The sequence below is a fragment of the Micromonospora sp. NBC_01392 genome, assembly GCF_045040125.1.
Classification (GTDB): domain Bacteria; phylum Actinomycetota; class Actinomycetes; order Mycobacteriales; family Micromonosporaceae; genus Micromonospora.
Genome location: NZ_CP109549.1, coordinates 1,826,320 through 1,848,919, shown reverse-complemented (window position 1 = coordinate 1,848,919; position 22,600 = coordinate 1,826,320). Strand labels below are relative to the sequence as shown.

The 22,600-nt window shown below is 73.8% G+C and carries 16 protein-coding genes; 2 read left to right on the top strand and 14 right to left on the bottom strand.

All coding sequences use genetic code 11. From position 1 onward, the window contains the following. Window position 1 precedes the first annotated feature (1 nt). The 3 genes from OG767_RS08670 to OG767_RS08660 form a co-directional block, all read right to left on the bottom strand. Window positions 2–1,120 carry a carbohydrate ABC transporter permease gene (locus OG767_RS08670; RefSeq protein WP_405092931.1) on the bottom strand — a complete coding sequence of 373 codons (1,119 nt, stop codon included), beginning with the start codon at window positions 1,118–1,120 and terminating at the stop codon, window positions 2–4. A gap of 83 nt (window positions 1,121–1,203) precedes the next feature. After that, the gene (locus tag OG767_RS08665; protein WP_107156037.1) at window positions 1,204–2,451 is read right to left on the bottom strand and encodes an extracellular solute-binding protein; all 1,248 of its coding nucleotides are present in this window, start codon (window positions 2,449–2,451) and stop codon (window positions 1,204–1,206) included. Window positions 2,452–2,476: 25 nt separating this feature from the next. Further along, window positions 2,477–3,466, bottom strand: coding sequence for a LacI family DNA-binding transcriptional regulator (locus OG767_RS08660; protein WP_405092930.1), 990 nt, complete (start codon window positions 3,464–3,466; stop codon window positions 2,477–2,479). A gap of 146 nt (window positions 3,467–3,612) precedes the next feature. On the opposite strand from OG767_RS08660, the gene OG767_RS08655 reads away from it, so the two are divergent. Further along, window positions 3,613–5,712, top strand: a complete 2,100-nt coding sequence (locus tag OG767_RS08655; protein WP_405092929.1) for a glycogen debranching N-terminal domain-containing protein — start codon at window positions 3,613–3,615, stop codon at window positions 5,710–5,712. 118 nt (window positions 5,713–5,830) lie between these two features. On the opposite strand, the gene OG767_RS08650 is transcribed toward OG767_RS08655, so the two are convergent. The 10 genes from OG767_RS08650 to truB all read right to left on the bottom strand — a co-directional run bounded on the left by OG767_RS08650 (window position 5,831) and on the right by truB (window position 19,677). Next, window positions 5,831–6,298, bottom strand: coding sequence for a GNAT family N-acetyltransferase (locus OG767_RS08650; protein ID WP_405092928.1), 468 nt, complete (start codon window positions 6,296–6,298; stop codon window positions 5,831–5,833). Between the two features lie 169 nt (window positions 6,299–6,467). Further along, entirely contained in the window at window positions 6,468–7,403 is a 936-nt protein-coding gene (locus OG767_RS08645; RefSeq protein ID WP_405092927.1) for a helix-turn-helix domain-containing protein, read from the bottom strand. A gap of 83 nt (window positions 7,404–7,486) precedes the next feature. Next, window positions 7,487–8,260: a 4-hydroxy-tetrahydrodipicolinate reductase gene (gene dapB / locus OG767_RS08640; RefSeq protein WP_405092926.1), complete on the bottom strand. Its 774-nt coding sequence runs from the start codon at window positions 8,258–8,260 to the stop codon at window positions 7,487–7,489. A 60-nt stretch (window positions 8,261–8,320) separates the two neighbouring features. Then, the gene (locus OG767_RS08635; protein ID WP_405092925.1) at window positions 8,321–12,811 is read right to left on the bottom strand and encodes a hypothetical protein; all 4,491 of its coding nucleotides are present in this window, start codon (window positions 12,809–12,811) and stop codon (window positions 8,321–8,323) included. Beyond that, complete coding sequence (locus OG767_RS08630) at window positions 12,804–13,259, bottom strand: hypothetical protein (protein WP_405092924.1); 456 nt, start codon at window positions 13,257–13,259, stop codon at window positions 12,804–12,806. The genes OG767_RS08635 and OG767_RS08630 overlap by 8 nt, the downstream gene beginning before the upstream one ends. A gap of 60 nt (window positions 13,260–13,319) precedes the next feature. Then, window positions 13,320–14,654 (bottom strand): M16 family metallopeptidase, encoded by a 1,335-nt coding sequence (locus tag OG767_RS08625; protein WP_405092923.1) that lies wholly within the window; start codon window positions 14,652–14,654, stop codon window positions 13,320–13,322. 121 nt (window positions 14,655–14,775) lie between these two features. After that, window positions 14,776–17,157, bottom strand: a complete 2,382-nt coding sequence (locus OG767_RS08620; protein ID WP_405092922.1) for a polyribonucleotide nucleotidyltransferase — start codon at window positions 17,155–17,157, stop codon at window positions 14,776–14,778. A 223-nt stretch (window positions 17,158–17,380) separates the two neighbouring features. Next, on the bottom strand, window positions 17,381–17,650 hold the full coding sequence (rpsO, locus tag OG767_RS08615; RefSeq protein ID WP_013284678.1) for a 30S ribosomal protein S15: 270 nt from the start codon (window positions 17,648–17,650) through the stop codon (window positions 17,381–17,383). 185 nt (window positions 17,651–17,835) lie between these two features. Beyond that, window positions 17,836–18,762, bottom strand: coding sequence for a bifunctional riboflavin kinase/FAD synthetase (locus tag OG767_RS08610; RefSeq protein ID WP_405092921.1), 927 nt, complete (start codon window positions 18,760–18,762; stop codon window positions 17,836–17,838). Window positions 18,763–18,792: 30 nt separating this feature from the next. Continuing rightward, window positions 18,793–19,677, bottom strand: a complete 885-nt coding sequence (truB, locus tag OG767_RS08605) for a tRNA pseudouridine(55) synthase TruB (RefSeq protein ID WP_405092920.1) — start codon at window positions 19,675–19,677, stop codon at window positions 18,793–18,795. A 107-nt stretch (window positions 19,678–19,784) separates the two neighbouring features. Between truB and OG767_RS08600 the strand changes: the two genes are divergently transcribed. Then, window positions 19,785–20,780 (top strand): hypothetical protein, encoded by a 996-nt coding sequence (locus OG767_RS08600; RefSeq protein ID WP_405092919.1) that lies wholly within the window; start codon window positions 19,785–19,787, stop codon window positions 20,778–20,780. Window positions 20,781–20,816: 36 nt separating this feature from the next. On the opposite strand, the gene OG767_RS08595 is transcribed toward OG767_RS08600, so the two are convergent. Continuing rightward, window positions 20,817–22,139 carry an MATE family efflux transporter gene (locus OG767_RS08595; RefSeq protein ID WP_405092918.1) on the bottom strand — a complete coding sequence of 441 codons (1,323 nt, stop codon included), beginning with the start codon at window positions 22,137–22,139 and terminating at the stop codon, window positions 20,817–20,819. Window positions 22,140–22,600: the final 461 nt, after the last annotated feature.

The window sequence follows — 22,600 nt, the reverse complement described above, 5'->3', positions numbered from 1 at the left end:
GTCAGGACCCCTCCGGTACGCGTCGCCGCCACCACCGGCCGCGCCGGTTGCCGTCCCGGTCGGCCATCAGCCGGCGCTGGAACAGGGTGAGCAGGATGATGATCAGGAACAGCACGAACGAGATGGCCGCGCCGGAGCCGTAGTCGAAGTCGCGGAACGCGGTCCGGTACGACAGGTACGCCGGGGTGAGCGTGGTCTTGGCCGGGTCACCCTGGCTCATCACGTACACCTGGTCGAAGACCTGCCAGGAGCCGATCAGTCCCAGCGTGACCACGAGGAACGTGGTGGGCTTGAGCAGCGGCAGCGTCACGTACCGGAAGCGCTGCCAGCGGGACGCCCCGTCGAGCATGCCGGCCTCGTCCAGCGCCACCGGGACGTTCTGCAACGCGGCCAGGTACATCAGCATGAACGTGCCCGAGGTGGTCCAGATGACCAGGCAGATGATCGACATCATGGCCACGCTGGGCCCGGAGAGCCACTCCCACCAGCTCAGCCCGAACGGGCCGCCGGAGGTGAGCGCGGCCGGCGGGGTGTCCAGCCCGAACGCGCCGAGGACCAGGTGCAGGACGCCGCGACCGTCGGCGAACCACTCCGGCCCGTCGACGCCGAGCAGGCCGAGCAGCCGGTTGACCGCGCCGGAGTTGGCGAACAGGAACAGGAAGACCACGCTGACCGCGACCGAGCTGGTGACGGACGGGAAGTAGAACGCGCTGCGGAAGAAGCCCTTTCCCTTCAGCAGCCGGTTGTTGACCACCAGGGCGAGACCGAGCGCGAGCGCGGTCTGCACCGGCACCACGATCCCGACGTAGTAGATGTTGTTGCGGATGGCGGTCATGAAGTCGCGGCGGGCGAGCCCGTCGTCGGCGAACAGCCGGCTGTAGTTGTCGCCGCCGACGAACGGCACGTCGCCGGTGAACGGGCTGCCCTGACCGTTCCAGTCGGTGAGGCTCACCCAGAGCGCCATCAGGATCGGCAGCAGCAGGAAGAGCCCGAGGATCACGATCACCGGCGCGACGAAGAGCCAGCCGGCGAGGTTCTCGTTACTGCGGATGCCGCCCGTACGGCGACGCGGCGGGCCGGCCGACGCGGTGCCCGGCGCGGCGAGCGTGTCCGTTGCCATTCCCTCCTCCTTCGCTCGGGGGAGGTGGAAGGAGGGGCCCCTTGTTAACACCCGTCTGTTAACAGGGGGCCCCTCCTTGCACCTCAGCCGCCGAGCGCCGCCTTGGCGTTCTTGTCGAAGTTGGCCAGGATCGTCTTCGGGTCACCGGTGGTCAGGCCCTGGAGGCCGGCCTCCAGGTCCCGCAGCACGCTGTCCATCTTCGGCGCGTTCACCGGGCCCTGGGCGTACTCGACGCCGTCGATGAACGGCTTGTCCGCCGGGAACGCGCCGGTGTACTGGTCGCGGACCGACTGGCGGGACGGCATCACGCCGAACGCCTTCGCGAAGCCGATCTGCTGCTCGCCGGCGGTCATCGCCTCGACGAACTTGATCGCCTGCTCCTTGTACTTCGACTTGGCCGCGATGCCCCAGCACTGGGTGAAGGAGAGCGTGCCCTGGCCCTTCGGACCGGCCGGCAGCGGCACCACCTTGTACTTCACGTTCGGGAAGTCGTTCTGCAGGGCGCCCTTGATCCAGTTGCCCTCGATGGTCATCACGGCCTTGCCCTTGCCGAACGCCTCGCCGGACCAGCCGGAGTCGAGCTGCTTCGGGAACTTCGCGTAGCCGTTGGTGAGCAGCGACTTGACGTACTGGAGGGCCTGGAGGTTCTCCGGGGTGTCCGCGGTCGGCTGCTTGCCGTCCTTGCTCATCAGCCAGCCGCCGTTCTGCACCATGAACGCGCCGATGCGGTCCCGGGTGTCGCCGAGCGCGAGCGCGACCTGTCCCTTCGCCTTGATCTTCTGGCTGACGGCGGTGAGCTGGTCCCAGGTGGTCGGCACGTCGGCGTCGGTCAGGCCGGCCTTGGCCCACAGGTCGGTGTTGATCTGGAGCGCCAGGGTGGAGAAGTCCTTCGGCGCGCAGTAGAGCTTGCCGTCGTAGGTGAACGCGGTGCGCAGGCTCTCGTAGAAGTCGTCGGAGTTGGCGACCTTGTCCCCGTACGGCTCCAGCGCGCCGACGCTGGCGAAGTCGGCGAAGCGGGCCGCGTCGACGTAGAAGACGTCCGGCGGGGTGCCGCCGGCCAGCGCCTGGCCGAGCTGCTGGGTGAGGTCCTGCGCCGGGGTGACGGTGGCGGAGTTGCCGGAGGAGCCGGCCCACGCGGCGGCGGCGTCCTTCACCGCCTTGGTCTCGGCGTCGCCGGAGGAGCCGATCAGGATCTGCAGGCTGGCCGGGCCGCTGGACTGCTTGGTGTCGGTGGCCGAGTCGTCGAAGCCGCTGCCGCAGGCGGCGGAGCCGAGCAGGGCGACGGCGGCGACGCCGGCCACCGCGGCCCGGGTGAGCATCCGTGGTGTCATCTGTTTCTCCTGGTGGGGGATGGGATCACGCCGAGTGCCGGAGCACCAGCGAGGGGTCGAGCAGCAGTTGGGGGTCGCGTTGTTGCCCGTCGAGCAGCCCGGTGAGCAGCTCGACGCAGCGGGCGGCGGCCTCGCCGAGCGGCTGGCTGACGCTGCTCAGCCCGACCGCGGCGGCCACCGGGGTGTCGTCGAAGCCGACGACCGCCACGTCGGTCCCGGCGTCGCGGGCGGCCTGCCACGCGCCGAGGGCCAGCGAGTCGCTGGCGCAGACCAGCGCCGTCGGCGGCGCGTCGAGGGCGAGCAGCGCGCGGGCCTCGCGCTCCCCCTCGGCGATGCCGTCCTCGGTGGCGCGGTCCGGTGCGGCGCCGTCGAGGCCGACCTCCGCCATCGTGGTACGCCAGCCGGCGCGCCTGTCGTCGCCGACGCCGGAGCCGGCGGGCCACCCGAGGAACGCGATCCGACGGTGGCCGGCGGCGAGCAGGTGCCGGGTGGCCTGGGCGGTGCCGGCGGCGCCGTCCACGTCGACCCAGGGGTGCGCCTCCGGCGTGTCCCAGGGCCGGCCGAACGTCACGAACGGCACCTTCCGCTCGGCCAGCCACGCGGTACGCGGGTCGCGGTGCTTGGTGCCGGTGAGCACGAACGCGTCCAGCTCGTACGCGCCGAGCAGGTCGTCGTAGGTGGTGATCTCGTCGTCGTCGTGTCGGGCGGTGTAGAGCATGACCCGGTAGCCGGTGGCGTCGGCGGTCTCGGTGAGGCCGTGCAGGAAGCGGTCGAGCACGGAGCCGTTGATGCCGTCCCGGGTGGGCTCGATGCGGACGGCGATGAGCCGGGACCGCCCGGTCCGCATCTGGCGGGCGGCCTGGTTGGCCCGGTAGCCGAGCGCGGCGATGGCCTCCCGCACCCGACGACGGGTGTCCTCGCGGACGATGTGCGGGGCGTTGAGCACGTTGGAGACGGTCTGCCGGCTGACCTGGGCATGCCGGGCCACGGTCGCGATGGTTACCTTTTCTCCCACGAAATCCCTCTCGCCGCCTTGAACGATCCAATACCGATGCGGCAGGATTAGATCGTTCAAAGTTTCTGGAATGTTTCGCACTCTGCACCCGGCCGCCGCCAGTTGTCAAGACATCCGCGCCACCGATCAGCACCAGGAGTTCCCCCGTGACCGAACGCCACCTCCAACCACTGCTGCACGACCTGGTCGGGGTGGTGCACGCCCCCACGAGCGCGCTCGGCGACGCGGCCGGTCAGCTCCGGCCGCACGGCGTCCAGGGCGTCTTCCACGCCGACGCCCGGGTGCTCTCCCGCGCCGAGCTGCGCCTCGACGACCGGGCGCCGGAGCCGATCGCGAACGGCGCCGCCGGTCCGCACGGCGCCCGCTTCGTCGCCCTGGCCCGCTGGCTCGGCGACGACACCCCCGACCCGACCGTCCGCGTCGAACGCACCCGACGGGCCGGCCCGGCCGGTCTCACCGAGGAGATCGTGGTGTCGTCCACCGCCACCGAGCCGGTCCGCACCACCGTCACCGTGGACCTGGCCTGCGATCTCGCCCCGATCGAGCAGGTCAAGACCGGCCACGCCAGCCAGCCGCTGGAGGCCAAGGCCGGGGAGCCGGGCCGGGTGCAGTGGGCCGCCGACGGCCTCACCGTGACCGTGACCGGCGCGGGCGCCACCGTGGACGCCACCGGCGAGCGCGCCGTCGCACCGCGCCTGAGCTGGGCGGTCGCCGTCGACCCGGGCGACTCGGTCACGCTGCGCTGGCGGCTCGCCGTCACCGACCCGCGGGCCGTGGTGACCGCCGCGCCGCCCGGCCCCGGCTGGGCCGAACCCCGGGTCGCCGCCGACGACCGCCGACTGCTCCGGCTGCTCGACCGGTCCCTGGCCGACCTGCACGCGCTGCGCCTGGCCGAGCCGGCCCACCCGGAGGACGTCTTCCTCGGCGCCGGCGTGCCCTGGTTCCTCACCCTGTTCGGCCGGGACAGCCTCTGGGCCGCCCGGATGATGCTGCCGCTCGGCACCGAGCTGGCCGCCGGCACGCTGCGGGTGCTGGCCCGTCGGCAGGGCACCCGGGTCGACCCGGCCACCGGCGAGCAGCCCGGCAAGATCCTGCACGAGCTGCGCCGGCACGAGTTCGCCCCGAACGAGGGGCTGCGGCTGCCGCCCGCGTACTACGGCACCGTCGACGCGACCATGCTCTGGGTCAGCCTGCTGCACGACGCCTGGCGCTGGGGCCTGCCCGCCGACCAGATCGAGCCGCTGCTGCCGCACCTGGAGGCGGCGCTGCGCTGGCTCGGCGAGCACGCCGACGCCGACGGCGACGGCTTCGTCGAGTACATCGACACCACCGGCCACGGCCTGGCCAACCAGGGCTGGAAGGACTCCGGCGACGCGGTGCGCTTCCGCGACGGCCGGCTGGCCGCGCCGCCGATCGTGCTGGCCGAGGTGCAGGGGTACGCGTACCGGGCGGCCACCGACGGGGCGGACCTGCTGGACGCGTTCGGTCGTCCGGACGCCGACCGCTGGCGCGGCTACGCTGACCGGCTCGCCACCAGGTTCCGCGCGGCGTTCTGGGTGGACGGTCGCCACGGCCCGCAACCCGCGCTGGCACTGGACCGGGACAAGCGCCCGGTCGACGCGCTGACCAGCAACATCGGCCACCTGCTCGGCACCGGGCTGCTGTCGGACGCCGAATCGGCCCAGGTGGCGGCGCTGCTCTCCACCGAGGCGATGGCCGGCGGCTTCGGGCTGCGCACCATGTCCACCGACGACGCCGGGTTCAGCCCGCTGTCGTACCACTGCGGTTCGATCTGGGCGCACGACACCGCGATCGTGCTCGCGGGGCTGGCCCGCGACGGGCACCGGGACGCGGCGCTACGCCTCGCCGACGGCCTGCTCGCCGCCGCCGAGGCGTTCGACTACCGCCTGCCCGAGCTGTACGGCGGCGACGACCGGACGGCGCTCGGCCGGCCCGTGCCCTACCCGGCGGCGTGCCGCCCGCAGGCATGGTCGGCGGCGGCGGCCGTGCTGCTGCTCCAGGCCGGTCTCGGTGTCTACCCCGACGTGCCGAACGGCCGGGTCGACCTGCGCCCGCTGGCCGGCCCGGAACTGGGCGCGCTCAGCGCGACCAACCTGCGCATCGCCGGCACTCCGGTGACGGCCACCGTCACCCACACCGGCCACCCCACCCTGACAAACCTGCCCCCCACCCTGATCCCCACCCCCCGCCAACCCTCCACCCCTTCCACCGCCCCCAGGCGTTGATCATGAAGTTGGCGGCCTTTTCGATCTCCACAACCGCCGCCAACTTCATGATCACCGGAGCGGGTCCGGGTGCTGGACGGCGGTGATCAAGGAGTTCGTGTCGGTTGGGGCGGCGGGGTCAGGTGGGGTGGAGTTCGGCTACCAGTTCGTCGTCCTCCATCGCGCCCGTCGGGCGGAAGCCGAGTGAGGTGTAGAGGGCGGCGGCCGCGGTGTTGTCCGGGTGGTAGCTCAGTCGGATCGGCCGGCCCGCCTCGGCCAGCCAACCGGCCAGCGTGCGTACCGTGGCGCGGCCCAGCCCCCGGCCCTGCTCGGCGGCGTCCACGACCATGCCGCCGATCCAGCGGGAGCCGTCGTCGTCCACGCCCCACATCACGTGCCCCACCACGGTGTCGTCGGCGTACACGGCGAGCGAGTTCCAGACGTCCGAGTGCGTGGAGAGCAGCAGGTAGCGGGCGGCCAGCGCGGCGACGAAGGCGCGCTGGTCGTCGCGCGGGGCCACGTCGGCCACCGGCCGCCAGTTGTCGTCGTCCACCGGCCGAAGGGTCACCCGGCGGCCGAGGCGGTCACGCTCTCCAGAGTCGATCATGGTGGCCAGCCTAGGCTCGGGTACGCCCACCGACCATCTATTTCGCCGAGGTCACGGCGGCCCGGTCGGGTCCGCCGGCACCCACCGCCCGGGCCGCCGCGAGGCGCAAGGCGATAGGAGGGGCCCCCTGTTAACGCATTCTGCATAACAGGGGGCCCCTCCTATCACGTCAGTCGGTGGTGGCGCGGGCGACGCGGTCGAGGTACGGGCGCGGGTCGCCGGCGCCGAGGTCGGTGACGCCGGCGCTGCGCAGGGCACCGATCGCTAGGGTCCGACGCACGGCGGCGAAGGTGATCACGTGGCCGATGGTGCCGCCCAACGTGTGGGTGGTCGGGGGCGTGCAGGTGGTGTCGACGAACGTGTCCGCCAGGGTGCCGTCGGCAAGCGTCCGGGCGACGAAGGTTTGCCAGTCGCGGCCGGCGACCGCGTGCCGGGCGGCCAGGCCGGTCATCGACCGGTCGCTCTCGTCGGGCCACTCGCCGCCGCGCAGCGCCGAGAGCCAGTGCTCCTCCTGCGTGACCATGGCGTTGACCAGCGAGCGGAGCGTCGGCTGCTCGTCGATGGTCTCCACGGACACGGTGACGGGCCGGTCGAGGACCTGGTCGTCGAGACCGGCGGCGCGGTCGATGATCGCGGTGAGCGTCTGAACGTGGTGGTCGACCAGATGTTGGAGAACGTTCATCGGGGTCTCCTGACGTGCTGCCGGCAGCCGCAGGCCACCGGGCGGTTGGAAGTGGACTCCGCTGGGGCAGGGCAGCTCCAGCTCACGGAAGGTCAGCGGCCGACGCCGCCGGACCGCGGTCGGGGCGAAGCCGTACGACCGACGGAAGGCACGGGTGAACGCCTCGTGCGAGCCGTACCCGGCCTCGACCGCGATGTCGAGGACGGTCCGGTCGCTGGTGACGAGCCGATGGGCCGCCCGTTCCAGGAGCAGTCGCCGACGCAGCACGCCGGGCGGTTCGCCGGTGGCCGCGGCGACCAGCCGGTCGAAGTGGAACCGGGACAGGTGGGCCCGCGCGGCCAGGTCGACCGGGGCGACCTCCGGGTCGTCGAGCGCGGCCTGGAGCACGTCGAGGAGGCCGGTGAGTCCGTCCGTCGAGGTCATGTGCCCAGCCTGCACCCGCCGACGACCGCGCCGCTTGATCGCCGTTGCGCAGCCGCACGCCGGCCGGCCGGCGCGGCGAGGAATCAGTCGAGCAGGGCGTCCAGGCCGACGGTCAGACCCGGCCGGCGACCCACCTCGCGGACCGCCAGCAGCACGCCGGGCATGAACGAGGCCCGGTCGTACGAGTCGTGCCGGATGGTCAGCGTCTCACCGGTGGTGCCGAACAGCACCTCCTGGTGGGCGACCAGGCCGGTGGCGCGCACCGCGTGCACGCGTACCCCGTCGATGTCGGCGCCCCGGGCGCCGGGCACCTCGTCGCGGGTGGCGTCCGGCGCGGGGCCGAGACCGGCCTCGGCCCGGGCCGCCGCGATCAGCCGCGCGGTGTGGGTGGCGGTGCCGCTCGGCGCGTCCAGCTTGCGCGGGTGGTGCTGCTCGACGATCTCGACCGACTCGAAGTGCCGGGCGGCGCGCGCCGCGAACTGCATCATCAGCACCGCGCCGATGCCGAAGTTGGGCGCGATCACCACGCCCACCGAGGGCCGGTCGGCCAGCCACTCCCGCAGCTGGGCGAGCCGCTGCTCGGTGAAGCCGGTGGTGCCGACCACCGCGTGGACGCCGCGCTCGACGCACCAGCGCAGGTTGTCCATGACGGCGTCGGGGGTGGTGAAGTCGACGACCACGCCGGCCCCGGCGTCGGCCACCGCGGCCAGGTCGTCGCCCTGGTCGACGGCGGCCACCAGTTCCAGGTCGGCGGCGGCGTCGACCGCCTTGCAGACCTCCAGGCCCATCCGGCCCCGGGCCCCCAGCACACCGACCCGCGCCGCCTCGGCCGGGCCCTTCTCCCGCACGTCAGTCACGGGGCACAACCTATCCCAATCGGGACGCCGGCCTCGCGGCGGTTCGGACAGCCGAGCCGATCAAGGGCAAGGAGCGCGACGGTCCAGCGCGCCGAAGTAGCGCCGCCATTCGGCGTCGGTGAGCTGGACCGGTGGCACCTCGCACAGCTGCCGGTATACCCGATCCGGGTCGAGGTCCCACACCGCGGCTCCGCCGCCGGGGGCGAGGATCCGCGACCGCCCGTTCACCGGCAGATTCGCCAGCACCGCGCGGCTGTCCGGGGTGAACTCCGCGAATTCGCCCGGCACCGTGGCGAACACGGTGAAGACGGAACCGGGTTCGGTGCGACGCCAGAGCACGAAGCTGGCGCTGGTGACGGTGTTTGTTGCCACCAGCGTCCGGCCGTCCCGGCTGATATCCAGGGCGCGGCCCACGGAGTCGGCCGCGACCACCGGGCCTACCCGCGGATTCGAGATATCGCGGATGTCCCAGGTCTGCACGCCACCGCTCGCGCTGACCGCCAGCGTCTCCGGGTCGGTGACCATCACGTCGCCGAGCGTGTCGTCCATCGGAATGTCGCCGCCCTGCCGCGGCCGGTAGGGGTCGGTGAGGTCCCACAGCCGGGTCAGCGCCCGGTTGCCGACCTCCCGCGTCGCGGTGAACGCCACGTGCCGGCTGTGCTGGTAGAGCAACCGGCCGCCGGCCGCCGCCCCGGGGAGGACACCCGCCGGCACCGGCCGGACCGGGTCGGTGACGTCCCAGAGGCGGATGTCCTCCGGGCCCCAGACGCTCAGCGTCCCCTCGCCGAGGAACACCAGCCCGCGTACCGGGCCGTCGGCGACGAACCGGCTGCTCTCCACCGGCGCCCTGGGATCGCTGATGTCCAGCACCAGCACCGTACGGTCATGCTGGTCGGCCAGGGCGAGGTGACGCTCGTCCCGGCTGGCCGCCACGGTGAGGTCGGCGCCGGGCGTGCCGGGCCAGCGCAGCTCGGAGGCGGGCGTGGGGTGACGCGGGTCGGTGAGGTCCCACAGCCGGTAGCCGGCACCCCCACGGTTCTGGCTGCTCGCGGTCCGGTCGTCGGGGAGGAACACCGCGTTGGGGGAGTCCGCCGGCAACTCGGCCAGCGGCGCCGGCGGTCGCACGCTGAGGTCCCAGAGCCGCGCGCCGACCCGCTCGTCGGCCCCCGAGTCGACAAGCGCGTACCGGCCGGCGAAGCCGACGGCGTTACCGGGAACCGGGGCGACCACCGGGTCGAGATGGCCACCGAGGACCGGGACGGCTGACGACCAGACCCGGATCGCGCCCTCGTCGTCGCCGTCCGCCAGACCTCTGCCGTCGGGGCGGAAGGCAACCGACCGGCCGGGCACCCGGCCGGGCAGGCTGTCCAGCTGTCTGACCGACTCCGCACTGCCGGTGAGGCTCCGGTCGATCCGCCACAGCCGCACCCCGCCCGTGGTGCTGGCGGTCGCGAACTGCTCGCCGTCGGCCCGGAAAGAGAGCGAGAAGACCGCGCCCTCGGTGGCCGGGCTGCCGAGGACGTCGGCCCGGATCGGACGGGGCCGCTCCGGACGGGTGACGTCCCAGGCGTTCATCACACCGCCGGCTCCGCCGGCGGCCAGCACCGGCCCCACCGGACTGAACGCCACCGCGGTGGCGCTGGGCACCGGCAGGGCAGCCCGCCGGATCGGCCGCTGCGGATCGCGGACGTCCCAGATCGTGACCAGGGTCCCCTCGGTCCTGCCGTCCTCGATCCCGTGCGCGACGGCGAGCGTTCGGCCGTCCGGGCTGAACGCCACTCCCTGCAGCTGGCTGGCACCGATCGCCCGCTCGACCGACAGGCGTGGATGAGCGGGTTCCCGGACGTCCCACAACCGGAGCGTGCCGTGCGCCCCGCCGGTGGCCAGCGTCCGCCCGTCCGGCGCGAAGGCGGCCGCGTAGGTCGGTGACGCGCGCGTGCCGAGCATGGCCACCGGCTGCGGGTGCGCCGGGTCGGCGATGTCCCAGAGCCCGAACGTGTCGGCCGACGCGCCGGCCAGCAGGTGCCCGACCGGGCGCACCGCCACCACGGTGCTTTGCTCCCGCTCGATCACGCCCCGGGCGACCGGACGTCGCGGCTCGGTGACGTCCCACAGCCGGATTCGGCGGTCGTGGCCAGAGCTGACAAGCGTTCGCCCGTCCGGCGTGTACGCCAGGTTGAAGACCGGCTTGTCGTGACCGGCGACCGGCTGTGGACGCGGATCGGCGTACGCGGCGAAAAGCGCCTGGCGTGCCTCCGCGGTGGGTGCGGTGCGGTAGGCCGCCAGGCTGAGCGAAAAGGCATCCTCGGGGCGGTTGGAGCGCATCGCGTTCGCCTGCGCCGCCAGCCGCCGCGAGGCGATCTGGTCGTCGAGCCGCTGCGCCCGGGCCCGCTGCTGCCCCGCCACCACCGCGCCGGCACCGGCCAGCAGCACCAGCACGGCCAGCAACGCGGCGCCGCCGCGCCGCAGGCGTTGGAGGTGGAGGCTGCGGCGTAGGAACTCGCGCTCCATCCCGCCCAGCCGGGCCACCTCACCATCGGGCAGCGCCCGTCGGGCAACCGTCAGCCGCACGCCGGAGAGCAGGTCGCCACGGTCCCGTCCGCCGGCCACCCAGGCCGCCGTCGAGTCGACGATCTGCTGCCGGGCGGCGAGCCGGCCGCGGTCCTCGTTGATCCAGGTACGCAGCCGCGGCCAGGCGGTCAGCAGGATCTCGTGGCTGATCCGCACCACACCGCTCGGGTCGATGCCGACCAGCCGGTGCGCGGCGAGCCGTTCCAGCACCACCTCGGCGGCGGCGTCCTCGGTGAGCAGCTCGGCGCGGGGCAGCGGCCGGGCGGCGTCGATCCCGTCGGCGCCCACCCGCACCAACTGGAGCAGAAGGCGACGGGCGGTGGCCCGCGCCGCGTCGTCGAGCCCCTCGTACGTCTCCTCGGCGGTCTTCGCCACCGCGCCGGTGAGACCGCCGCTGCCGCGGTAACCGCTGACGCTCAGCCGGTTGCCCACCCGCCGCCGCCATGTCTCGAAGAGCACGTGCGACAGCAGCGGCAGCGCCCCCGGCTCGGGCCCGCGCTGGCTTCCCGCGCCCAGCTCGTGCAGGAGCAGCTCGGCCAGCCCGTCGCCGAGTTCGAGGCCGGCCCGGCCGGCGGGCCCCTCGATCGTCTGGCGCAGCTCGGTGCCGCTCATCGGCCCGACCACCACCCGGGGACCGGCGAGCAGCCTGCCGAACGCCGGCTCCTCGCTCGCCGGCCCGTAGAAGTCGGCGCGCAGCGCGGCCACCACCACGGCCCGAGGCGTGCCGTCGGGCCGGGGCCCGGCCAAGGCCGCGAGACCGTCCAGGAACGCGGCCCGCGCGGCCCGGTCGGCGCCCAGCGTGAACAGCTCCTCCACCTGGTCGACCACCACCAGCGACGGCTGCTCGGGGGCGAGCCGGTCGAGCAGCTCGGCGACACTCTCCGGCGGCTCGTCCGGCAGCGCGCCGACGACCCGGAACAGCGCCGCCAACGGATCGCGACCCGGGGTGACCACCGGCCGGAGCGCCGGCCAGACCCGGCCGCCGCCGACGACCGGCAGGCCGTCACGCCGGATCGTGGCGATCATCCCGGCGTGCAGCAGGGACGTCTTGCCGCTGCCCGACGGGCCGAGCACCAGCATCGGCGCCGGGTCGGCGAGCCGGCGGCCGGCCTGCCGCACCAGCCTGGCGGAGATCTCGTCCCGGCCGAAGAAGTTTCGCTCGTCCTCCTCCCGGTAGGGCTGGAGGCTGCGCCACGGGCTCGGCCCGGGCGACGGCGGCTCCGACTCGTCGACGGTGACCGGACCGGGTCGGCGGGCCGGATTGTCCGCGAGAGCCAGGCGGCCGGCGTTGCCGGCGTCGTGGCGACGGGGCAACGGCCCGCCCCGGGCCCGCAGCACACGGAAGAGATGATGGTAGGAGTCGTCGAGGGTCAGCATCGGGCCGGCTTCCGGGTCGCCCTCGTCGAGGAAGCGCAGGAACTCCCCGGTGAAGGCGGTGTGCTGCCGCCCCGGCGCGGCCGAGGCAAGTTGCTCGGCCGAGCTGAGCAGGTAGACGCCGTGCACCGGGGACAACTCACCGAGCGGGTCGGGTGGTGGCGCGGTCAGCCGGGCCCGGCCGGAATAGCAGCAATCGAGGACGACCACCACCGACGGCGCCCGGCAGGTGCTCAGCGCCTCCCTCAGGTCGGCCAGCGCGTAGGCCTGGTGCGCGGCGAGCCCCGGCACCAGGCGGTCGGTGCTGGACGCGGCGAGATGCAGCTCGCCGCCCGGGCCGCGCAGCCCGTGACCGACATACCAGATCAGCAGCGCGCTTTCGGCTTCCTGCGCGGCCTTGCTCACGGCGCGGGCGATGGTGAGCACATCCGGCGGGTCGGTCACCAGCGTCAACTGGCCGGCCGGCACATCGCAGCACGCGGCCAGGCTCTCGGCCAACGCCTCGGCGGTGGAACGCGCCGCCGGGACCGACGGCAGACCGTCGCCGTGATGCGTCGCCGTGCCGATCACCAGGACGCGGACGCCCCGCCCCGCCAGGTCACCCACGCGTGCGGTCCGGATCCGGCGCGTCGTCGGGCGCGCTCCCGACCGCCGGCACGACCGTGGCGCCGCCCGTCGGAAGGGCGGCCAGCAGCCGGTCCAGTTCGGCCCGCAGTTGCGGCTCGGTGAGGACCCGGACGCGGTCGGCCTCCAGCCGTACGCGCGTGCCGTCAGGCCGCTCGACCTCGACCCGGACCGCGCCGGTCCGGTGCCGGATCCAGGTGACGAGCGCGGTGGCGAGGGCGGTCGCCACGCTGCCGGGCGCCAGCGCGACGAGCAGTGCCTCCAGCACCGGGCCGAGCATTCCCGGCGGTGGGGGCGACTCGACCGGGGTGACCCGCCCGCGCAGCTCCGGGCTGTCGGCGAGCCACTCCTGAAGCGATTCGAGTTCGGTCAGCCGGTCGCCGCCGGTCGTCACGATCCGCACGTCCACCGGGGCCCCCGCCACTCGCACGCCTGAGTGACCGGAGTCTATCGGAGGGTGATGACGACGATCAACGCCGCCGCCCGGCGGTCAGCCGGGGACGGTGAAGGCGCCCTCGTCGAACGGGCCGACCACGGCCAGCGACATCGGCCGGCCGAGCAGCTCGGCGGCGAGGTCGTTCACGTCCGTCAGCGTCACCGCGTCCACCCGGGCCAGCAGCTCGTCCACCGGCATCAGGTTGCCGTAGAGCAGCTCGCCCTTGGCCAGCCGGCTCATCCGGGAGCCGGTGTCCTCCAGCCCGAGCACGAACGAGCCCTTGCTCATCCCCTTGCCCCGGACCAGCTCGGCCTCGGTGACCCCCTCGGCGGCCACCCGCGCCAGCTCGGCCCGGGTCAGGGCCAGCACCTCGTCCACCTTGCCGGGCGCGCAGCCGGCGTAGACGGCGAACACGCCGCTGTCGGCGTACTGGCTGGCGTAGGAGTAGACCGAGTACGCGAGGCCGCGCTGCTCGCGGATCTCCTGGAACAGCCGGCTGGACATGCCACCGCCGAGCACGTTGTTGAGCACGCCCAGGGCGAAGCGCCGCTCGTCGGTGCGGTCGATGGCGGGGCAGCCGAGCAGCACGTGCGCCTGCTCGGTCTCCTTCGGCTCGACAAGTGTGGTGGCCGGCTTCACGCGTACCGCCGGGGTGGTCGCGCGGTGCGGCGCCGGCGCGGCCGGGTCGGTGTCCAGCGGGGTGCCCCGCAGCGCCTGCCGGACCAGCTTGACCACGGCGGCGTGGTCGAGGTTGCCGGCGGCGGCGATGACGATCTGCGGCGCGGTGTACCGGCTGCGGTAGAAGTTCTGGATCTGCCGCCGGGTCATCGGCGTGACCGTCTCCTCGGTGCCGGAGATGAGCCGGCCGAGCGGGTGGTCGCCGTAGACGGCGCGGGCGAACAGGTCGTGCACCTCGTCGCCGGGCTCGTCGTCGTGCATGGCGATCTCTTCGAGGATGACGCCGCGTTCGGTCTCCACGTCGGCGGCGGCCAGCACCGAGTCGGCGACCGCGTCGCACATCACGTCGATGGCCAGCGGCAGGTCCTCGTCCAGCACCCGCGCGTAGTAGCAGGTGTATTCCTTCGTGGTGAACGCGTTGGTCTCGCCGCCCACCGCCTCGATCTCGGACGAGATCTCCAACGCGCTGCGCTTCTTGGTGCCCTTGAAGAGCAGGTGTTCCAGGAAGTGCGCGGCGCCGGCCTGCGACCCGGTCTCGTCCCGGGAGCCGACCGCCACCCAGATGCCGAACGAGACGCTGCGCATCGCCGGGATCGCCTCGGTGAGCACCCGCAGTCCGCTGGGGAGCACGGTGCGCCGGACGGTGCCGCCGAGCGGGTCGTCGCTGAGGGTGCGGGTGACCGCCCGTGCCGCCGGGGTGGACGAACTCACGACAAACCTGCTCTCCGTGCCACGAGGGGTGGGGGGACGAACGACGGCTCCAGCCCGCCGTGCGACCTGGAGCCGTGGGCCGGCCCGGGTGACGCGGACGTCACCCGGGCCGGTCGGTCGATCAGCTGTGCCGGGTACGGCGACGCGGCCGGTCGCCGCCCTCGCCGCCACCCTCCGAGCGACGCTCGCCGCCCTCGCGGTCACCGCCACGGTCGCCACGGTCGCCGCCCCGGTCGCCCCGGTCGCGCGGGCCACGGTCGCCACCGCGGTCCCGGCCGGCCGGACGGTCGCCACCGGCAGCCTGACCGGCGGCCGGCGCCTCGGCGCCCTCCGGACGGATCTTGTCCAGGTAGATCTTGCCGCGGGCGTCGATGTCGGCGATCTCGACCTCGACCTTGTCGCCGACGTTGAGGAAGTCCTCCACCTTGTCGACGCGCTTGCCGTCGCCCACCTTGGAGATGTGCAGCAGGCCGTCGCGGCCCGGCAGGAGCGAGATGAACGCGCCGAACGCGGCCGTCTTCACCACGGTGCCGAGGAACCGCTCCCCCACCTTCGGCAGGGTCGGGTTGGCGATGCCGTTGATCCGGTCCACCGCGGCCTGGGCCGACGGGCCGTTGGTCGCGCCGACGTAGATCGTGCCGTCGTCCTCGATGGAGATCTCGGCGCCGGTCTCGTCCTGGATCGCGTTGATGGTCTGGCCCTTCGGGCCGATCACCATGCCGATCTTGTCGACCGGGATCTTGACGGTGGTGACCCGCGGCGCGTAGTCGGACATCTCGGCCGGCGTCTCGATGGCCCGCTGCATCACGTCGAGGATGGTCTGCCGGGCCTCGTGCGCCTGCTGGAGCGCGGCGGCCAGCACGTCCGACGGGATGCCGTCGAGCTTGGTGTCGAGCTGGAGCGCGGTGACGAAGTCACGCGTGCCGGCGACCTTGAAGTCCATGTCGCCGAACGCGTCCTCGGCGCCGAGGATGTCGGTCAGCGTCACGTACTGGGTCTTGCCGTCGACCTCGTCGGAGATGAGGCCCATGGCGATGCCGGCGACCGGGGCCTTCAGCGGCACACCTGCCGAGAGCAGGCCCAGCGTCGAGGCGCAGACCGAACCCATCGAGGTGGAGCCGTTGGAGCCGAGCGCCTCGGAGACCTGCCGGATGGCGTACGGGAACTCCTCGCGCGACGGCAGCACCGGGATCAGCGCCCGCTCGGCCAGCGCGCCGTGGCCGATCTCGCGCCGCTTCGGCGAGCCGACGCGGCCGGTCTCCCCGGTGGAGTACGGCGGGAAGTTGTAGTTGTGCATGTAGCGCTTGCGGTTCTCCGGGGACAGCGTGTCCACCATCTGCTCCATGCGCAGCATGTTCAGCGTGGTGACGCCCAGGATCTGGGTCTCGCCGCGCTCGAACAGCGCCGAGCCGTGCACCCGCGGCAGCACGCCGACCTCGGCGCTCAGCGGACGGATGTCACGCGGGCCGCGGCCGTCGATGCGGACCTGCTCGCGCAGCACCCGGTTGCGGACCTCGGACTTGGTCAGCGAGCGGAACGCGGCGGACAGCTCCTTCTCGCGGCCCTCGAAGCGGCCGGACAGCTCCTCGGCGACCTTGGCCTTGATGCGGTCCAGGGCCTCCTCGCGGTCGGCCTTGCCGGCGATCTTGAGCGCCTCGGTGACGTCGGCGCGGGCCACGTCGGCCACCGCGTCGTACGCGTCGTCGGAGTAGTCCAGGAACACCGGGAACTCGCTGACCGGCTTGGCGGCCACCTCGGCCAGCTCGCTCTGCGCCCGGCACAGCTCACGGATGGCCGGCTTGGCGGCCTCCAGGCCGCTGGCCACGATCTCCTCGGTCGGCGCGGTGGCGCCGTCCGAGATCAGGGCCACCGCGTTCGGGGTGGCCTCGGCCTCGACCATCATGATCGCGACCTCGCCGTCGGCCAGGGTACGACCGGCCACGACCATGTCGAAGGTGGCCCGGGCCAGCTCCTCCAGGGTCGGGAAGGCGACCCACTGGCCGTCCACGTGCGCGACCCGGGTCGCCCCGATCGGGCCGGAGAACGGCAGGCCGGAGAGCTTGGTCGACATCGAGGCGGCGTTGATGGCCACCACGTCGTACGGGTGCTGCGGGTCGAGCGCCAGCACGGTCTCGACGACCTGGACCTCGTTGCGCAGGCCCTTGACGAACGACGGGCGCAGCGGCCGGTCGATCAGCCGGCAGGTGAGGATGGCGTCCTCGCTGGGCCGGCCCTCGCGGCGGAAGAACGAGCCGGGGATCCGGCCCGCGGCGTACATCCGCTCCTCGACGTCGACGGTCAGCGGGAAGAAGTCGAACGACTCACGCGGCTGCTTGCCGGCGGTGGTGGCGGAGAGGACGACCGTCTCGCCGAGCTGGGCGACGACGGAGCCGGCGGCCTGCCGGGCCAGCCGGCCGGTGGAGAAGGTGATCTCACGGGTGCCGAAGGACCCGTTGTCGATCACGGCGGTGCGGGATTCGGTGCCGAGGTTGGTCTCGGTCATGTGCTGTGGTGCTCCTTCGCGTCGTCGGCCGACGACACGGGAACTGCTCAGGCGGCCGGTCTTCGATCGAAGCGCCCGGGTGGGCCGGCATGATGCCGGGATTCCCGGGGGCCACTACCGGAGACCGGTGCTGACCGGCTCCCTCTCGGGTCGTCGCGCGGCCGGGGTTCTTTCTGGTGGTACCGGAACGGGGGAGCGGCCGAGTGGCCACTCCCCCGTCAGGTCATCGGCGCAGGCCGAGCCGCTCGATGAGCGACCGGTAGCGGTTGATGTCCTTCTTCTGGACGTAGTTGAGCAGCCGACGGCGCCGACCGACCAGCAGCAGCAGCCCACGGCGGCTGTGGTGGTCGTGCTTGTGCACCTTCAGGTGCTCGGTCAGCTCCGCGATCCGCTTGGTCAGGACCGCGACCTGCACCTCCGGCGAACCGGTGTCGCCCTCGGCGGTCGCGTACTCCTGGCGGATCTTGGCCTTGGCTTCCTGGTCGAGCGCCATGTTCTCCCTGTTTCGTGGGTGGTTCGATGAGGTCTGTCGGAGCGGTCGTGGCGACCGGTGCGACGGACCGGATTCCTCGCGCCCGCGGCGTCGTGCAGGCACGCGAGGCTCCCGTCGGTCAGCCGACGTCTCCGTCAGCCTACCAGCCCCGGACCGGCCCGGCCGGTCAAGGTCTCCCCTGCGGGTCAGGACACCGCCCGTCGGGTGCGCTCCACGTCCTCGGCGATCTGGGCGACCAGCGGCTCGATCGCGTCGTACGTCCGTTGCTCGCGCAGGTGCGCCACGAAGTCCAGCGCCAGCCGCTCACCGTACAGGTCACCGGAGAAGTCCAGCGCATACGCCTCCACCCGGCGCTCCCGGCCGGAGAACGTCGGGTTCGTGCCGATCGACACCGCCGCCACGAGCGGGTCGCCGCCACGACGCACCAGCCGGGCCGCGTACACCCCGTCGGCGGGCACCGCCGCGTACCGGTGGGTCAGCAGGTTGGCGGTGGGGTAACCCAGCTCACGTCCGCGCTGGTCGCCACGGACCACCACGCCCTCGACCCGGTGCGGGCGGCCCAGCGCCGCCGCCGCGGCGCGCACGTCACCGGCGTCGACGCAGGAGCGGATGTACGTGGACGAGAAGACGGTGCCCGCCTCGGCGACCAGCGGGGCGCCCTCCACGCCGAAACCGAACGTGCGGCCCAGCCGCTCCAGCAGCGCCACGTCGCCGGCCGCCCGGTGCCCGAACCGGAAGTTGTCGCCGACCACGACCAGCGCGGCGTGCAGGTGCTCGGTGAGGATGTCGTGCACGAACGCCTCGGCCGGCAGCCGGGAGAACTCGGCGGTGAACGGCACCACGCAGAGCACGTCCACGCCGAGCGCCTCGATCAGCTCCGCCTTGCGGGCCTGCTCGGTGAGCACCGCCGGGTGCGACCCGGGGCGGACCACCTCGGCCGGGTGCGGGTCGAACGTCACCACCACCGACTTGACGCCCAGTTCCCGGGCGCGCGCCACGGCGTGCCCGATGGTGGCCTGGTGCCCCTGGTGCACCCCGTCGAAGACGCCGATGGTGACCACCGAACGCCCCCAGCCGCCGGGCGCCGCCTCGTACCCCCGCCACCGCTGCATGCCGTTCCTCCCCTGTCCGCCCACGCGCCGTCAGGCCGGGGCCAGCACGATCTCCGCGCGGGCCCGCCCGTCCCGTTCGCTGACGATAGCGATCAGCCCGCCCGCCGGATCGAAGACCGCGTACGGACCGGCGATCCCGGCCGGGGCCAGTGGCCCGCCGTGGGACAGCGTGCGGGCCTCCTCGGCGGTGGCGTCCCGGCGCGGGAAGAACCGCGCGGCGGCGGCGTCCAGCGGCAGGTTCACCACCTCCGGCGCGCGCTGTTCGAGCTGCGCCAGGGTGGCCGCCTCGGCCAGCGCGAAGCCGCCGACCGCGGTACGACGCAGCGCGGTGAGGTGGCCGCCGACCCCGAGCGCTAGGCCCGCGTCCCGGGCGATGGCCCGGATGTACGTCCCGGACGAGCAGGTCACGTCCACGTCCACGTCCACCACGTCCGGGGTGTCCCGGCGAATGGCCAGCACGTCGAGGCGGGAGACGGTGACCCGGCGGGCGGGCAGGTCCACGCTCTCCCCGTCACGGACCCGCTTGTACGCCCGCTCTCCATTGATCTTGATAGCGCTCACCGCGCTCGGCACCTGGTCGATCTCGCCGGTCAGCGCCGCCAGCGCGGCCCGGACCGCGTCGTCGGTCACCCCCGCCGTGGCGGTGGTGGCGATCACGTCCCCCTCGGCGTCGTCGGTGACCGTGGCCTGGCCGAGCCGGATCGTCGCGGCGTAGCTCTTGCCCGCGCCGATCACGTAGGTGAGCAGCCGGGTCGCCCGTCCCACCCCGATCACGAGCACACCGGTGGCCATCGGGTCCAGCGTGCCGCCGTGCCCGACCCGGCGGGTCCGGGCCAGCCGCCGGATGCGGGCCACCACGTCGTGCGACGTCATGCCGCCGGGCTTGTCGACCACGATCAGACCGTCTGCGCTCACGACCGCCAAGCCTGCCAGACGGCGGCGACCGACCCCGCGGGGGATACCGCCGGGGTCGACGAGGTGCCAAGATCATGCGCCCTCGTCCCGCCGCCCCCGGAAGTCCGATGACCGATCACCGCGCCACCCCCGAGCCCGACCCCGCCGACCCGCTGTCCGCGGACGCCCTGGGGCGGGTTCCCGAGTGGCTCCGCCAGGCCGCTCCAGAAGCCGAGCCCACCCGCCTCGAACGCTGGCGCATCGGCCTGGCCCGGCACTCGGGCAAGCTGCTCGGCGGTGCGGTCGCGGTGCTGCTGCTGGCCTGCGCCGGGGTGGTCACCACGGTCGGCTACCAGGGTTACCGACGCTGGCAGGCGGCCCCGGTGGCCTACCCGACGGTCAGCCCGCCCAGCGGCGAGCAGGCCGTCACCTCGGCGTCGCCGCCGCCGGCCACCGGGCCGTTCGACGGCACCCCGGCCGCCGCGTTCCCGCAGGGCGCGGCCGGGATCGCGCTGCCCCGGGCCAAGCGGACCGGCCCGTTCACCGAGAAACAGGTGGCCGACACGCTGGCCAAGGTACGCAAGGCGCTGGTGACCGCCCGGCTGGACCGCGCGTTCTTCACCGCGAAAAACCCGGAGCGGCTGGTCCGCCAGTTCGCGCCGGACGCCCGGGCCGACCTGCGCGGCGACGTCCCCTCCGGCGAGGTGGGCAGCTACGCCACCCGGCTGGCCCCCGGCGCCCGGCTCACCGCCGACCAGCCCCGGGTCAAGGGCCGGATCAGCTACCGGGCCACCAAGGATCCGCGCGGCATCCGGATCCTGGCGGTCACCACGAACTTCGTCTGGGCGTACGCGTTCCCGACCGCGAGCACCGAGCCGGGCGACGGTGTCGTGGTGGTGCACGACACCGTGGTGTGGAGCGTGCCCCACCCGGACGACGTGCGCCGCGGCTCGCTCGGACTCTGGATCGAGAAGTCCGACTCGTACGCCTCCAACATCGACTGCGCGGCCTGGGACAAGGGCCTGCTCGCGCTCGGCAAGCCCTCGTTCGGCGGGCCCGTCGACCCGGATCCGGACGCGGTCTTCGACCCGGACAAGACCCTCGACCTCCCCGACACCTGCTGACGTCGGTCCGGCCGGCGCCCGCCTGCCGTGCGGCGGTCAGCGGACCGCGCCGACCACCGCCCAGGCGCCGGAACGCAGTCGCAGCAGCAGCGCGATCAGCCGGAGCACCACGAACAGCGTCAGGCCGGCCCAGATCCCGCCCAGCCCGAGGTCGAGGCCGTAGGCCAGCCAGATCGCCGGCAGGAACCCGCCCAGCGCGGCCACGATGGTGAGGTTGCGTAGGTAGCGCACGTCGCCGGCGCCGATCAGCACCCCGTCGAGCGCGAACACCACGCCACCGATCGGCTGGAGCGCGACCAGCCACGGCCAGGCCACCATGGCCTGCTCGCGTACCTGCGGATCGGAGCTGAACAACGACGGCACGCCGCCTGCGCCGGCGGCGATGAGCACCGCGAACGCCACGCCGCACACGCCGCCGAGCAGGGCGACGCGGCGGGCGAGGAACCGCGCGCCGGCCGCGTCGCCGGCGCCGAGCGCGGCGCCGATCAGGGCCTGCGCGGCGATCGCGAGGGCGTCCAGCACCAGCGCGGTGAAGAACCACAGTTGTACGGCGATCTGGTGCGCGCCGACCGCCGCGGCGCCGAAGCGGGCCGCGACCGCGGTCGCCGACAGGAAGCTCGCCTGGAACGCGACGCCCCGGACCAGCAGGTCGCGGCTGAGCACCAACTGCTGCCCGATGGTGCGGGGCCGGGGCCGCAGGGAGACCCGCTCGCGGACCAGCGCCGCCGCGAAGAGCGCGCCGGAGAGCGTCTGCGCCACCGCGTTCGCCACCGCGGAGCCGACCAGGCCGAGCCCGGCCGGGTAGACCAGCAGCGGGCAGAGCAGCGCGGAGAGCAGGTTGGGGGCGAGCACGAACAGCAGCGGCCGGCGGGTGTCCTGGATGCCGCGCAGCCAGCCGTTGCCGGCGGCGGCGAGCAGCAGGCCGGGGGCGCCGAGCGCCGCGACCCGCAGCCAGCCGGCGGCGGCGTCGGCCACCTCGCCGGGACCGCCCACGAGGGTACGCGCCAGCGCGCCCCCGCCGATGCCGATGGCGACCGCCACCAGCACGCCGGCGGTCAGCGCGAGCCAGGACGCCTGGACGCCCTCGGCCACCGCGGCGGCCCGGTCCCCCGCACCGAACCGGCGGGCCGACCGCCCCGTGGTGCCATACGCGACGACGGTGCCGATCCAGGCGGTCAGCGTCATGACCGTGCCGCCGACGGCGAGCGCGGCGAGCGGCACCCGCCCGAGGTGGCCGACCACCGCGGTGTCGACGAGCACGTAGAGCGGCTCGGCGGCCAGCACCACCAGCGCGGGCAGGGCGAGCGCGGCGATCCGTCGGGGCGTGGCGGCGGAGGCGGGGGCGGCGGTCGTGCTCATCGCCGCCGATCCTGGCACGCGGCCGGTAAGGCACGCAACCCGCTCGGACCACTTACCTATCCCGGCCAGGAAGCGGCCACGTCCCGCCGGCCGCGCAGCCGACGCACCGGCAGGTTCGGGGCGTACGCGGCGACGGCCGCCAACACGCGGGGGCGGGAACGGCGCGGAACTGGTCGCCGGTCGGGGCGACCCAGCCGGGCCGCCAGTAGTGGCGGTCGAGGTGGATCAGCGGGAGGTCGAGCGCCGGGCCAGTTCACCGGCGAGGGTGCTCTTGCCGGCGCCCGAGCTGCCGACGACGAGAGTGCGGCGCACCGGGTCAGGCGACCGGTGCGGCGGTGACGCTGGCGGTGGGGCCGGTCACGGTGTCGCGGGCCCCAGCCGGCCGGCGTCACCGCCGGGCGGCCTGCGTCACTGACGGGTGTCCATCGAGGTCTGCAACGCGCGACGCATCTGCTCGCGCG